Raw genomic sequence first — 12667 nt, 5'->3', positions numbered from 1 at the left:
CCGGCCGACGACAGGAGAGAGGAGCCACGCACCATGCCCACTGCCGTCATCGACGGGATCTCCACCCGTTACGAGGTGGCCGGATCGGGGCCGCCGCTGCTGATGTTCTCGCCCGGCGGTTTCGACTCCAGTCTGGAGAGCTGGCGCACGGTCGGCGTCTACCGGCGGCTCGGGCTGCTGGACCGGCTCACCGAGAAGTACACCTGCGTCACCTTCGACCGGCGCGAGTCGGGCCGCTCGGGCGGACGGCTGGAACGGATCTCCTGGGCGGACTACGTGGCGCAGGGCGTGGGCCTGCTGGACCGGCTCGGCATCGAGCGGGCCCATCTCATGGGCGGCTGCGTCGGCTGTTCGACGGTCGCGGCGCTGGCCGTGGCGCACCCGGAGCGGGTGCTGAGCATGGTGCTCTACTCCCCCGCGGGCGGCGTCAAGTACCGACTCAAGCAGCACGCCCGCTTCACCCGGCACCTCGCCTACGCACAGGAGCACGGCCTGGACGGGGTCGTGGCACTGGCCCGCGGTACAGAGGCGGGCTTCACCACGGACCCGCGGGTCGGCCCCTGGGCCGGGGTGATCCGGCGGCACGACGGCTTCGCGAGCCGCTACGCGCACTACGACCCGGACCGCTACCAGGCGGCGGTGGCCGGCACGGCGCGACTGCTCTTCGACCGGGACACGGTGCCGGGACCGGAGCCGGAGGATCTGCTGCGGCTCGATACTCCGGCGCTCATCGTGCCCGGCCAGGACACCTCGCACGCGCCGTCGGCGGCCCGCTATCTCCAGGAGTGCCTGCCCGCGGCCGAATACTGGGACATGCCGGTGGCGGAGCAGACGGCGGAGAACGCGCCGGGGCGGGTGCTGGAATTCCTCGCCGCGACGTAGGTCCGCGGTGGAGCGACGAAGGTCGGTCGTACGGCCCCCGTACGCGGGTCGGCCCATACGCATCCGGGGCCGTACCCGGCGCCTTCCTCGAGCGCCGGGCACGGCCCCGGTCAGTCCAGTGCGGCCTCGCCGCGCTCCAGGCGGGCGATCTGGTCGAGCCGCCGCTGGTGGACGCCGCCCTTGAAGGCCGTCTCCAGCCAGGTCGCCGCGATCAGTTCCGCCGCCTCGGGCGTGAGTACCTTGGCGGCCAGCACCAGCACATTCGCGTCGTTGTTGCCGCGCGAGATGCCGGCGCTCCACACGTCGTGGCACAGCCCGGCCCGGATGCCGCGGATCTTGTTGCAGGCGACGGTCTCGCCGAGGCCGCTGCCGCCGAGCACAATGCCCCGGTCCGCGGCGCCGTGCACGACCTGGAGGCAGACGTCGGCGCACAGCGGCGGATAGTCGGTCACCGCGCCGTCCGCGTATCCGCCGCGGTCGTCCACGGTGTGCCCGAGGCCGGTCAGCCACGCGGTCAGCCGGACCTTGAGCGTGACGCCGTTGTGGTCGGCGGCGATGGCGATGCGCATGGCGACGGCTCCTCGATTCCGCTTCCGCCAAAGGCTTTTGACGTACCGTCAGCCCCGCGTACCTTCGGCGAAGAGTTCTTCCAGGGGCAGCGGTCGCTCAAGGATGCGCTGGTCCACCGCGTGCCGCATGAGCGCTTCCAGCACCTGCCGGTTGGCCTCGACCCCGTACGGCAGCGGGTCGGCGCCGCCGGTCATCTCCATGACACGGGAGTAGAGGCGGTCGGCCTTGGTCGGTTCCTCGATCGCGCCGGCCCGCAGCCGCTGCACATACAGGTCCTTGGCGCAGGTGAAGGCGCCCAGGACGTCGGCGCCGAGGCCGGGGTGCCGCTCCAGGAGTTCGTCCTTGATCACTACGAGGTGATTGATCGGGTAGGTGCCGTCCCTGAGCAGCGCCGCGACGGCGGCCCGCTCGGGATCGGGGACGAGCGGGACCAGTTCCGGCGCGGTGGCGTCCACACCGATGACGGCGGCGAGTTCGCCGCTGACGGCCAGCTCCTCCAGGGTGCGGCCGGGCGCCATCGGTTCGACGTTGGCGGGCGGCCGGTAGGCGGCGACGTGCTCGTCGCCGGAGAGCACCCAGGTCACCTTGGCGAGGTCGACGCCGTATTCGGCGCCGAGGACGGCGCGCGCCCAGACGCCGGTGGTGACGGTGTAGCCGCGGTTGACGCCGACGCGGCGGCCGGTCAGGTCCGCGGGCCCGGTCAGGCCGGAGACGGCCGGATTGTGCAGGACCGCGCCGTGGTGGAAGCCGCGCACGAGGAAGGCGGGCACCGCGGTGAAGCGGGCGCCATGCGCCTTCGCGACCAGATACGTGGTCAACGCCATTTCGCTGACGTCGAATTCGAGGCCGCGCACCATCCGCCGGAAGGCGTGCACGAGCACCGGCACCTCCTCGAAGGCGAGGCGGCAGCCGTCGGGCGTCACCGTCCCGTCCTTGAGCGCGGCGTTGGCGCCCTGGGTGCGGGTGACGGTGCTGAGTACGGGTTCGACCATGCAGGAAAGGTACCATGGTCAGACCATCAGGCCATAGAGTAACGTGTGCCGTCCCGACGGACCGATCGATGAGGAGAGGCCATGGCAGAGCAGGTGCTGGCGGCGGTCAGAACCGCGCCGGGCACGACCGAGCTGCGCGAATTCCCGATGCCGGACGTGCCGGACGACGGCGCCCTGCTGAAGGTCGAGGTCGCCGGGATCTGCGGTACGGACGTCAAGATGTACGCCAAGCCGCCGTTCGCGGACCCGGTGATCATGGGGCACGAGAACGTCGGGGTGATCGCGAAGGCCGGCCGGACGTTCAGCGAGCGCAAGGGCCTCGTCGAGGGCGACCGGATCTTCGTCGAGCACTACGTCGGCTGTTTCCGCTGCGAGTGGTGCCACCGGGGCGAGTACCGGCACTGCGAGGCGACCGACTGGCGGACCAATCCCGATGCCCGCCGCTACGGCTACACCTCGGCGGACAATCCCGGCCGGCTGTGGGGCGGTTTTTCGCAGTATCTGTATCTGCCGTGGAACGCGGTGACGCACCGCGTGCCGGACGGCGTCTCGGCCGAACTGGCCGGTCTGGTCACGCCGTTGTCCAACGGCATCGAGTGGGCACTGGTCACCGCGGGCGTCGGCTACGCCTCCACCGTGCTGATCCAGGGTCCCGGTCAGCAGGGCCTCTCGCAGGTCGTCGCCTGCAAGCAGGCCGGCGCCTCGCTCATCATCGTCACCGGCACCACCCGGGACGCCGCCCGGCTGCTGCTGGCGAAGGATCTCGGCGCCGACCACGTCATCGACGTGACGCAGGAGGACGCGCTCGCCCGGATCCGGGAGATCACCGGGGGCCGCGGCGTGGACGTGGTGCTGGACTGCACCTCGGGCGCGGGCACCGCGCCGGTGCTGCTCGGCGTCGACGCGCTCAAGCGTCGCGAGGGCACCATCGTGGTCCAGGGCGAGTTGGCCGCCTTCCCCGATTTCCCGCTGAAGAAGGTCACGGAGAAGTCGATCAGCGTCAAGAGCGCCCGCGGCCACAGCTACCGTTCCTGCGAACTCGCCCTGGAACAGCTCGCGTCGGGCCGTTTCCCGCTGGAGCGGCTGAGCACCCACTCCTTCCCGCTGGCCGACACCGACCGCGCGATCCGGGCGGTCGGCGGCGAGGGCGCGCGGGACGTCGTGCATGTGTCGCTGCTGCCGTGGGCGGCGTCGGCATGAGCGTGGTGATCCGCCATCCGGCGCGTACGGACCGGGCGACCGCCGACGCGCTGGCCGGTTACGGCGTCGCCACCGTCCATGAGGCGCAGCGCCGTACGGGACTGCTCGACCCGGCGCTGCGGCCGGTGTGGGGCGGCGCGCACATCGCGGGCACCGCGGTGACGGTCAGCGTGCCGCCCGCGGACAACTGGATGATCCATGTGGCCGTCGAGCAGTGCCGGGACGGCGACGTCCTGGTGGTGGCGCCCACCTCGCCCTCGCAGGCCGGGTACTTCGGCGATCTGCTGGCGACCTCGGTCATGGCGCGCGGGGTGCGGGGCCTGGTGATCGACGCGGGCTGCCGCGACGTGGCGGAGCTGGCCCGGATGGGTTTTCCGGTGTGGGCCCGGCACATCAGCGCCTTCGGCACCGTGAAGGAGACGCTCGGGGACGTCAACACCCCTGTGGTGTGCGGCGGTCAGCGGATCGAACCGGGCGATGTGGTCGTGGCCGACGACGACGGTGTGGTGGTCGTACCGCGGCTGCGGGCCGCCGAGGTGCTGGCGGCGAGCGAGGCACGCGAACGCCGGGAGGCGGGGCTGCGCGAGCGGTACGCGCGCGGTGAACTCGGCCTGGACGTCAACACGATGCGGGAGCGGCTGGCCCGCAAGGGCCTCACGTACCGCGACGCGCCGTCCGGCGAAGACGTGTCCGCCGACGCGTCCGTGGACGTCCCTGCGGCGGAACGGACCGGCGGCCGATGATCATCGACATCCACGGTCACTACACCACCGCGCCTTCGCAGCTCCAGGCGTTCCGGGACGCGCAGCTCGCCGCCCTGGCCGACGGTGCGCGGCCGGCGCCGGTGCTCGCCGCGATCAGTGACGACGCGGTCCGCGAGAGCGTCCGGGACCACCAGTTGAAGGTGCTGCGCGAGCGCGGCGGGGACCTGATGCTCTTCTCCCCCAAAGCCTCCGGCATGGAGCACCATGTGCCGGATGCGGCGACCGCGCGGGCCTGGGCGGCGGCGAGCAACGACCTCGTACACCGCGTCACCCGGCTCTTCCCCGAACACTTCGCGGGGGTCTGCCAGTTGCCGCAGGTGCCCGGCGGCCCGCTCGACGAGTCGGTGGCCGAACTGCGGCGCTGCGTAAGCGATCTGGGTTTCGTCGGCTGCAATCTCAACCCCGATCCCTCGGGCGGTCACTGGACGTCGCCGCCGCTCACCGACCCGTACTGGTATCCCCTCTACGAGGCGATGACCGAGCTGGACGTCCCGGCGATGATCCATGTGTCGACCTCGTGCAATCCGAGCTTCCACACCCTCGGCGCGCACTATCTCAACGCGGACACCTCGGTGTTCATGCAGCTCATGCAGGGCGACCTCTTCGGCCGCTTCCCGTCGCTGCGGCTGGTGATCCCGCACGGCGGCGGCGCGGTGCCGTACCACTGGGGCCGCTACCGGGGGCTGGCGATGCGCGCCGGACGGCCCGGTCCCGCCGAACACCTGCTGGGCAATGTCTTCTTCGACACCTGCGTGTACCACCAGCCCGGCATCGATCTGCTGCACCAGGTGATCGGCACCGAGAACATCCTCTTCGCCTCGGAGATGCTGGGCGCCGTCCGCGGCGCCGACCCGGACACCGGCATCGCCTGGGACGACACCAAGGCGTACGTCGACCGCGCCGGGCTCACCCCGGAGCAGCGGCACCAGGTCTTCGAGGGCAACGCCCGGCGCGTCTATCCCCTGCTGGACGCACGGCTCACATCGGAAGGCAGGTAGCCGCCCATGGCCCCACTGCACCTCACCTTCGCGTGCGGCGACTACGACCGCACCCGCGCCCTGGCCGAGGGTACGGTCCGCGCGGACGGCATCGACCTCACCTATCTGCGGCTGCCGGTCGAGGAGACCTTCTTCCGGATGCTGCGGCACCGCGAATTCGAGGTCGCGGAGATGTCGCTGTCCTCGTACGTGCTGTCGTTGCGCGCGGACCCCGCGCCCTTCGTGGCACTGCCGGTCTTCACCTCGCGGATGTTCCGGCACAGTTCGCTGTACTGCCACGCGGACGCGGGCATCACCGGTCCTGAGGACCTGCGCGGCAAGACCGTCGGCACCCCCGAGTACCAGCTGACCGCCTGTGTGTGGATGCGCGGCGTCCTCGGCGACCGGCACGGCGTCCCCTTCGACTCGGTCCGTCATGTGACGGGCGGTCAGGAGACGGCGGGGCGGATCGAGAAGGCCAGGGTGGATCTGCCGGAGACGGTACGGATCAGCGCCGCGCCCGAGGGCCGTACGCTCTCCGCGATGCTCGCCGAGGGTGAGATCGACGCCCTGGTCACCCCGCGTGTCCCGAGCCCCTTCGCGGCCGGCGACCCGCGGGTGCGGCGGGTCTTCCCCGATGTGGTGGCCGCCGAGAAGGAGTACTACGCGGCGACCGGAATCTTCCCGGTCATGCATGTGGTGGTGATCCGCCGCGATGTGTACGAACGGCACCCGTGGGTCGCCCAGTCGCTGTACAAGGCGCTGCTCACCGCGAAGGACCAGGCGTACGCGAATCTCTACGACACCTCGGCGCTGCGTTTCATGCTGCCCTGGCTCACCCCGCAACTGGAGGAGGCCCGGGCGCTGTTGGGCGAGGACTACTGGTCGTACGGCGTGGCGGGCAATCGCACGACGCTCGCCACCTTCCTGCGCTACCACCACGAGCAGGGCCTGTCGGACCGCCTGCGGTCGCCCGAGGAGCTGTTCGCTCCCGAGTCCCTGGAATCCGCGGTCATCTGAGGGGAGGTCAGCGATGGACAAGGTCGTCCCGACCGCCGCGGCGGCGGTGGCCGACATGCCGGACGGCGCGTCGCTCGCCGTCGGCGGCTTCGGCGTCAGCGGGGTGCCGAGCGTGCTCATCGCCGCCGTGCACGCCCTGGGGGCACGGGAATTGAAGGTGGTGTCCAACAACTGCGGTGCGGACGGCGCCGGTCTCGGGGTGCTGCTCGCGGCCGGCCGGATCGCCCGGGTCACCGGTTCCTATGTCGGCCGGAACAAGGAATTCGCCCGGCAGTATCTGGCCGGGGAGCTGGAGGTCGAGCTGATCCCGCAGGGCACGCTCGCCGAGCGGCTGCGGGCGGGCGGCTGCGGCATCCCGGCGTTCTACACGCCCGCCGGGGTCGGCACCCAGGTCGCCGACGGCGGACTGCCCTGGCGCTACGCCCCGGACGGTTCGGTGGCGGTCGCGTCGCCCGCCAAGGACGTGCGCGCCTTCGACGGCCGCGACCACGTACTGGAACACGCGATCACCACCGACTACGCGCTGGTGAGGGCCGCGCGCGGCGACCGGCACGGCAATCTCGTGTTCGCCAAGGCCGCCCGCAATTTCAACCCACTGGCGGCGATGGCCGGGCGGGTGACGATCGCCGAGGTGGAGGAGCTGGTGGAGCCGGGCGAGCTGGATCCCGACGCCGTTCATCTGCCGGGCATCTTCGTCCGGCGGGTGGTGCCGCTGACCGCAGCCCAGGCGGCGGACAAGCCGGTGGAGCAGCGGACCGTCACGCCTGGCCCGATTCCTGCGCCCACCGCCGCCGGGGAGGTGCGGGCCTGATGCCGTGGTCACGCGAGCAGATGGCCGCGCGCGCCGCGGCCGAGCTGACCGACGGGGCGTACGTCAATCTGGGCATCGGGCTGCCGACGCTGATCCCGGGCCTGCTGCCGCCGGGCGTGGACGTGGTGGTGCACTCGGAGAACGGGCTGCTGGGCGTCGGGCCGTATCCGGCCGAGGACGCCGTGGACCCCGATCTGATCAACGCGGGCAAGGAGACCGTCACGGTGCTGCCGGGCGCCGCCTTCTTCGACTCGGCGCTGTCCTTCGGGATGATCCGCGGCGGCCATGTGGACATCGCGGTGCTCGGCGCGCTCCAGGTGTCGGCGGACGGCGATCTCGCCAACTGGTCGGTGCCCGGCCGGATGATCAAGGGGATGGGCGGGGCGATGGACCTGGTGCACGGCGCCCGCCGGGTGATCGCGCTGATGGACCACGTGGCCAAGGACGGTTCCGCCAAGCTCGTCGCGCGGTGCACGCTGCCGCTGACCGGCCGGGCCTGCGTGCACCGGGTGATCACCGACCTCGGTGTGGTCGATGTGACGCCTGACGGCCTCGTCCTGGTCGAGACCGCCCCCGGGGTGACACCGGACGAAATCCGGCGCGCCACCGACGCGCCGCTGCGGATCTCCGCCACCGGCCCGCGCGGCCGGACCCACGCGACTCCTGGGGTGACCCGATGACGACGACCGCGCCGGACCCGGCGGCCTCGACGACCACGCACGGCCCCGCCGCTTCAACGGCCACGCACGAGCAGGCGACTGCGCACGAGCAGGCGGCTGCGACGGCGTTGCCGACCCAGCGGCGGATCAGCGCGGAGATCGCCGCCGCGCACGAGGCGGCGGGGCGGGACCCGGTGCGGTCCCCGCACCCGCCGCGGGACTTCGCGCCCTACCGCAGCAGCGCCCTGCGCCACCCGCGCCTGCCGCCGGTCCGGGTGCCTGCGGACCCGGAGGCCGCCGAGCTGTACGGGCCCGTCTTCGGCAGGACCGATGTCACCGACCTGGACGCGGACCTGACCCGGCAGCACACCGGTGAACCGCTCGGTGAGCGGATCACCGTCGCCGGCCGCGTCCTGGACCGCGCCGGGCGGCCCGTCGCCGGACAGCTGGTCGAGATCTGGCAGGCCAACGCCTCCGGCCGCTACGCCCATCAGCGCGACCAGCACCCGGCGCCGCTCGATCCCCATTTCACCGGCGTCGGCCGGTGTTTGACGGACCGTCAGGGCGCGTACCGCTTCACGACGGTGAAGCCGGGCGCGTATCCGTGGCGCAACCACGAGAACGCGTGGCGGCCCGCGCACATCCACTTCTCGCTGTTCGGCACCGCCTTCACCCAGCGGCTGGTCACCCAGATGTACTTCCCCGGCGATCCGCTCTTCCCGTACGACCCGATCCTCCAGTCGGTCACCGATCCGGCCGCGCGGGAACGGCTGGTCGCCACCTACGACCACGGTCTGTCCACGCCCGAGTGGTCGCTCGGCTACCGCTGGGACATCGTGCTCGACGGTCCCGCCGCGACCCTGCCCGATCCGGAGGAGGACCGCTGATGCCGCTCCCCACCCCGTCCCAGACGGTCGGCCCCTTCTACGGTTACGCGCTGCCCTTCCCCGGCGGCGGCGATCTCGTCCCCGCCGGGCACCCGGACGCCGTGACCCTGCACGGCCGGGTCCTGGACGGCGCCGGCGATCCGTTGCCGGACGCGCTGCTGGAGACATGGCAGGCGGCGCCGGACGGCGGTCTCGCCGGGCGGCCGGGATCGCTCCGCCGGGACCCGGTGACCGGCGGCTTCGCCGGACGGCGCGGCACCGACTTCACCGGCTTCGGCCGGGTGGCGACCGACGCCGACGGGCACTGGGAGATCCGTACGCTGCCGCCGCCCGCTCGCGCGCCGTATCTGGCGGTGTGCCTCTTCGCCCGGGGGCTGACGCACCACCTCTTCACCCGGGCGTATCTGGGCGTGCCCGCGGGTGAAGTCGCGTCGGATGAAGTCGCGGCAGGCGAAGTCGCGGCAGGGGACGCGGTGTTCGCGGCCGTGCCGGCTGACCGCCGCGACACGCTTCTCGCGCGGGCCGTGGCGGACGGCCGTACGTATCGCTTCGACATCAGGATCCAGGAGGGCCCGCGGGGCGAGAAGGAGACGGTCTTCCTGGACTTCCTCGCTGCCCGCCCGGCCGCCGGATGACGCGGCCGGACGTGCTTCGCGCTTCGACGCCGCGCGTCGAGGCCCCCTCCCGTCGGGAAGGAGACGGTCACCTTGTTCGCGGAGCCGACGCCCGGTGACGGGGGCGGCGCGGCGGACGGTCGCGACGACGGTCTGCTGTCGCCCGTAGCGGCGGGCACGGCGGCCGAGGCCGCCACCGGTGACCGGGCCGTCCTCCAGGCGCTGCTCGACGCGGAGGCGGCGCTGACCCGGGCCCAGGCGCGGATCGGCGCGGCGCCCGCGGGTGCGGGCGCCGCGGTCACGGCCGCGGCCCGCGCCGGGAACTTCGACGCGCGGTCGCTCGCGCTGCGGGCCGGGGCGGGCGGCAATCCGGTGATCCCGCTGGTCGGCGACCTCGCCCGGGCGGTGGCCCAACACGCGCCCGAACATGTCGAGTTCGTGCATAGGGGCGCCACCAGCCAGGACATCATGGACACGGCCTTGATGCTGGTCGCGGCCCGGACGCTGGGCGTCATCACGGCGGATCTGCGGCGGGCCGCCGTCACGCTCGGCGCGCTCGCCGCCTTCCACCGCGAGACGCCGATGCCCGGCCGCACCCTCACCCAGCACGCCGTGCCGACCACCTTCGGCCTGAAGGCGGCGGGCTGGCGGGCCCTCGTCCTGGACGCGCACGACCGTCTCGTCCGGGTCCGCCGATCGTTGCCCGCGCAGTTGGGCGGCGCCGCGGGCACGCTGGCCGCTTTCGTCGAACCCGCGGCCACGGCGGACCCCGGCATCGCCCTGCTGGGCGCCTTCGCCGACGAGGTCGGACTCGCCGAACCCGAGGTGCCCTGGCATGCGCTGCGCACTCCGGTCGCGGACCTCGGTGGCGCCCTCGCCTTCTGCGCGGGCGCGCTCGGCAAACTCGCCGCGGACGTCCTTCTGCTGGGCCGCACCGAGACGGGTGAGGTCGGCGAGGGAGGTGGCGGCGGGTCGTCGGCCATGCCGCACAAGCGCAATCCAGTGCGCGCGACCCTGATCGCGTCCGCGGCGCGCCAAGTGCCCGCTCTCGCGGCGGTGTTGTACGGGTGCCTCGCGGCGGAGGACGAACGCCCGGCCGGGGCCTGGCACGCCGAGTGGCAGCCACTTCGGGAGGCACTGCGCCTCACCGGCGGCGCGGCCGAGGCAACGGCCGCCCTCTGTCCGGGACTTGTCGTCTCGCCGCGGCGCATGCGCGCCAACCTCGGCCTGACCGGCGGCCTTCTGCTCACCGAACGCCTCGCCGCCCATCTGGCCCCTCTCGTCGGCCGCGACGCCGCGAAGGCCCGGCTGGCCGAGCTGTCCCGGCAGGTCCCCGACCCGTACGCCGACCTGGCGGCGGCCGTCGCCGCCGACCCCCTGCTCGGCCCGGCGCTGTCCGCCCCCGACCTGCGCGCCCTCACCGACCCGGCCACCGCCACGGGCTCGGCCGCCGCCCTCACCGACCGCGCCCTGCGGCGCGAGCCGCTGCCGGACGAGCCGCGCCCATGACCATGGCCAGGCAGGCGGAGAAGCCCGCGCGTCCGCCCGCTCCGGGCCGGCGGGTCAGCGCCTCCGCCTGCGTACGGGCACGGCCGTCGCCACCCGCACCGGCACTCCGCCCCCAGAGCCGCATCGGACCCGGCAGCGCCGACGCGTCCGCGCGAGCGGTGCCACCGTGATCAACCGCCCCCTCTCGTACACCCGCCCCGGCGCTCGTTCCCGCCGCGACGTCCTCACCATTGCGAGGTGCACGCCATGACCGATCTGCTCCACCACCGCGTCGACGGCCCGGAAGGCGGTCCGGTCCTGCTGCTCGGGCCGTCGCTCGGCACGTCGCTCGCCGTGTGGGACGCCCAAGTCGCCCTCCTGGAACAGCACTTCAGGGTGGTGCGGTGGGATCTGCCGGGCCACGGCGGTTCGGCGGCCGACGCGCTGCCGGCCGGTGGCGGCCTGGGTGACCTCGCCCGGCGGGTGCTGGAGGTGGCGGACGCGGTGGGGGCCGGGACGTTCGCGTACGCGGGGGTCTCACTCGGCGGGGCGGTCGGTACGTGGCTGGCCGCGCATCGGCCGGCGCGGGTGACCGCGCTCGCGCTGGTGTGCAGTTCGGCGCGGTTCGGGCCGCCGGAGGGGTGGCGGGAGCGGGCCGCCACGACGCGGGCGCACGGTACGGGCGCCCTCGCGGACAGCGCGCCCTCGCGGTGGGTCACGCCCGCTTTCGCCGTGGCGGCGCCGGCCGCGCTGGCACGGCTGGTGGCCGACCAGCGCGGCGCCGATCCGGAGGCGTACGCCCGCTGCTGCGAGGTGCTGGCCGGGACCGATCTACGGGCCGACCTGCACCGGATCAGCGCGCCGACCCTGGTGGTGGCGGGCCGCGACGACCTGTCCACGCCCCCGGCCGCGCACGCCCGGCCGCTGGCCGACGCGATCGCGGACGCGCACCTGGTCGAACTCCCCCGCGCGGCCCATCTCGCCACCCTCGAACGCCCGGACGCCGTCTCCGCAGCCCTCCGCACCCACTTCGCCCCGCTCCTTGACACCACGACCGCCGCCCCGGCCACCGGCAATGGCGCAGCCACCCGCTTTCGCACCGGCGCGGGCCCAGCCATTGACACCGGTGCACCCGCGGAACCGCGCACGACCGCCACCCCGGACACAGCCACCGCCACAGGCACAGGTCCCGCCCCCGCCACTCGCGCCGGCGCGGGCCCAGTCATCGACACCGGCGCAGCCACGGAATCGCGCACGACCGCCACCCCGGACATAGCCACCGCCATTCGCGGCGGCACCCGCGTAGCCCCGGCCACCGGCACCGGCACCGGCCCAAGCTCCGCCGACGGCCCTGCCGCGGCCGACGGCCGAAGCACCGACCCCGCCCGGAAATCCCGCGCCGAGGCCGGCACCGATGAGGCCAGGCGTGCGGCCGGGACCGCCGTCCGCAGGACCGTGCTCGGTGACGCGCACGTCGACCGTGCCGTCGCCCGTACGACCGAATTCACCGCGCCCTTCCAGGACTTCATCACCCGCTACGCCTGGGGCGAGATCTGGACCCGTGACGTCCTCGACCGCCGTACCCGCAGCGCGATGACGCTGACCGCCCTGATCGCGGGCGGCCACCTCGACGAATTCGCCATGCACGTCAGGGCGGCGGTCCGCAACGGCCTGACGCCCGAGGAGATCGGCGAGGTCGTCCTCCAGTCGGCCGTCTACTGCGGCGTCCCGGCCGCCAACTCGGCGTTCGCGGTCGCCGACCGGGTCCTGACGGAGCTCGGCCTCGACGGCCCGAGGTGATCC

The 12667-nt window shown here is 73.4% G+C and carries 13 protein-coding genes; 11 read left to right on the top strand and 2 right to left on the bottom strand.

Features of this window, described 5'->3' with window-relative positions; genetic code table 11:
- Nucleotides 1-33 precede the first annotated feature (33 nt).
- Nucleotides 34-882: an alpha/beta fold hydrolase gene (locus BM076_RS21875; RefSeq protein ID WP_093715352.1), complete on the top strand. Its 849-nt coding sequence runs from the start codon at nucleotides 34-36 to the stop codon at nucleotides 880-882.
- A 110-nt stretch (nucleotides 883-992) separates the two neighbouring features.
- Here the strand turns inward: BM076_RS21875 and BM076_RS21870 are convergent, their stop codons facing one another.
- Nucleotides 993-1451, bottom strand: coding sequence for an RpiB/LacA/LacB family sugar-phosphate isomerase (locus BM076_RS21870; RefSeq protein ID WP_177246550.1), 459 nt, complete (start codon nucleotides 1449-1451; stop codon nucleotides 993-995).
- Nucleotides 1452-1499: 48 nt separating this feature from the next.
- On the bottom strand, nucleotides 1500-2444 hold the full coding sequence (locus tag BM076_RS21865) for a substrate-binding domain-containing protein (protein WP_093715351.1): 945 nt from the start codon (nucleotides 2442-2444) through the stop codon (nucleotides 1500-1502).
- An 81-nt stretch (nucleotides 2445-2525) separates the two neighbouring features.
- Between BM076_RS21865 and BM076_RS21860 the strand changes: the two genes are divergently transcribed.
- From BM076_RS21860 to pcaDC, 10 genes are all read left to right on the top strand, one after another.
- A complete protein-coding gene (locus BM076_RS21860; protein WP_093715350.1) occupies nucleotides 2526-3644 on the top strand; it encodes a zinc-dependent alcohol dehydrogenase in 1119 nt (372 codons plus the stop codon).
- Entirely contained in the window at nucleotides 3641-4387 is a 747-nt protein-coding gene (locus BM076_RS21855) for a 4-carboxy-4-hydroxy-2-oxoadipate aldolase/oxaloacetate decarboxylase (protein WP_093715445.1), read from the top strand. The genes BM076_RS21860 and BM076_RS21855 overlap by 4 nt, the downstream gene beginning before the upstream one ends.
- Nucleotides 4384-5406 (top strand): amidohydrolase family protein, encoded by a 1023-nt coding sequence (locus tag BM076_RS21850; RefSeq protein WP_093715349.1) that lies wholly within the window; start codon nucleotides 4384-4386, stop codon nucleotides 5404-5406. The genes BM076_RS21855 and BM076_RS21850 overlap by 4 nt, the downstream gene beginning before the upstream one ends.
- A 6-nt stretch (nucleotides 5407-5412) precedes the next feature.
- A complete protein-coding gene (locus tag BM076_RS21845) occupies nucleotides 5413-6405 on the top strand; it encodes an ABC transporter substrate-binding protein (protein ID WP_093715348.1) in 993 nt (330 codons plus the stop codon).
- A 13-nt stretch (nucleotides 6406-6418) separates the two neighbouring features.
- Entirely contained in the window at nucleotides 6419-7216 is a 798-nt protein-coding gene (locus BM076_RS21840) for a CoA transferase subunit A (protein ID WP_093715347.1), read from the top strand.
- Nucleotides 7216-7896 carry a CoA transferase subunit B gene (locus BM076_RS21835; protein WP_093715346.1) on the top strand — a complete coding sequence of 227 codons (681 nt, stop codon included), beginning with the start codon at nucleotides 7216-7218 and terminating at the stop codon, nucleotides 7894-7896. The genes BM076_RS21840 and BM076_RS21835 overlap by 1 nt, the downstream gene beginning before the upstream one ends.
- Entirely contained in the window at nucleotides 7893-8762 is an 870-nt protein-coding gene (gene pcaH / locus BM076_RS21830) for a protocatechuate 3,4-dioxygenase subunit beta (RefSeq protein ID WP_093715345.1), read from the top strand. Before BM076_RS21835 ends, pcaH begins: the two co-directional genes overlap by 4 nt.
- Nucleotides 8762-9397, top strand: coding sequence for a protocatechuate 3,4-dioxygenase subunit alpha (gene pcaG, locus BM076_RS21825; protein ID WP_093715344.1), 636 nt, complete (start codon nucleotides 8762-8764; stop codon nucleotides 9395-9397). The genes pcaH and pcaG overlap by 1 nt, the downstream gene beginning before the upstream one ends.
- 72 nt (nucleotides 9398-9469) lie before the next feature.
- Nucleotides 9470-10885 carry a 3-carboxy-cis,cis-muconate cycloisomerase gene (pcaB, locus tag BM076_RS21820; protein WP_093715343.1) on the top strand — a complete coding sequence of 472 codons (1416 nt, stop codon included), beginning with the start codon at nucleotides 9470-9472 and terminating at the stop codon, nucleotides 10883-10885.
- 246 nt (nucleotides 10886-11131) lie between these two features.
- Nucleotides 11132-12664 (top strand): bifunctional 3-oxoadipate enol-lactonase/4-carboxymuconolactone decarboxylase PcaDC, encoded by a 1533-nt coding sequence (gene pcaDC / locus BM076_RS21815; protein WP_093715342.1) that lies wholly within the window; start codon nucleotides 11132-11134, stop codon nucleotides 12662-12664.
- The last annotated feature ends 3 nt before the right edge of the window (nucleotides 12665-12667 follow it).

The sequence above is a fragment of the Actinacidiphila alni genome (assembly GCF_900112845.1).
GTDB lineage: Bacteria > Actinomycetota > Actinomycetes > Streptomycetales > Streptomycetaceae > Actinacidiphila > Actinacidiphila alni.
This window is presented reverse-complemented; position numbering and strand designations above follow the sequence as displayed.

Coding starts and splice junctions, on each gene's coding strand:
- pcaG (WP_093715344.1), top strand. CDS start 8,762: ATGCCGCTCCCCACCCCGTCCCAGACGGTCGGCCCCTTCTACGGTTAC.
- BM076_RS21845 (WP_093715348.1), top strand. CDS start 5,413: ATGGCCCCACTGCACCTCACCTTCGCGTGCGGCGACTACGACCGCACC.
- BM076_RS21855 (WP_093715445.1), top strand. CDS start 3,641: ATGAGCGTGGTGATCCGCCATCCGGCGCGTACGGACCGGGCGACCGCC.
- BM076_RS21870 (WP_177246550.1), bottom strand. CDS start 1,451: ATGCGCATCGCCATCGCCGCCGACCACAACGGCGTCACGCTCAAGGTC.
- BM076_RS21865 (WP_093715351.1), bottom strand. CDS start 2,444: ATGGTCGAACCCGTACTCAGCACCGTCACCCGCACCCAGGGCGCCAAC.
- BM076_RS21875 (WP_093715352.1), top strand. CDS start 34: ATGCCCACTGCCGTCATCGACGGGATCTCCACCCGTTACGAGGTGGCC.
- BM076_RS21835 (WP_093715346.1), top strand. CDS start 7,216: ATGCCGTGGTCACGCGAGCAGATGGCCGCGCGCGCCGCGGCCGAGCTG.
- BM076_RS21850 (WP_093715349.1), top strand. CDS start 4,384: ATGATCATCGACATCCACGGTCACTACACCACCGCGCCTTCGCAGCTC.
- pcaDC (WP_093715342.1), top strand. CDS start 11,132: ATGACCGATCTGCTCCACCACCGCGTCGACGGCCCGGAAGGCGGTCCG.
- BM076_RS21860 (WP_093715350.1), top strand. CDS start 2,526: ATGGCAGAGCAGGTGCTGGCGGCGGTCAGAACCGCGCCGGGCACGACC.
- BM076_RS21840 (WP_093715347.1), top strand. CDS start 6,419: ATGGACAAGGTCGTCCCGACCGCCGCGGCGGCGGTGGCCGACATGCCG.
- pcaH (WP_093715345.1), top strand. CDS start 7,893: ATGACGACGACCGCGCCGGACCCGGCGGCCTCGACGACCACGCACGGC.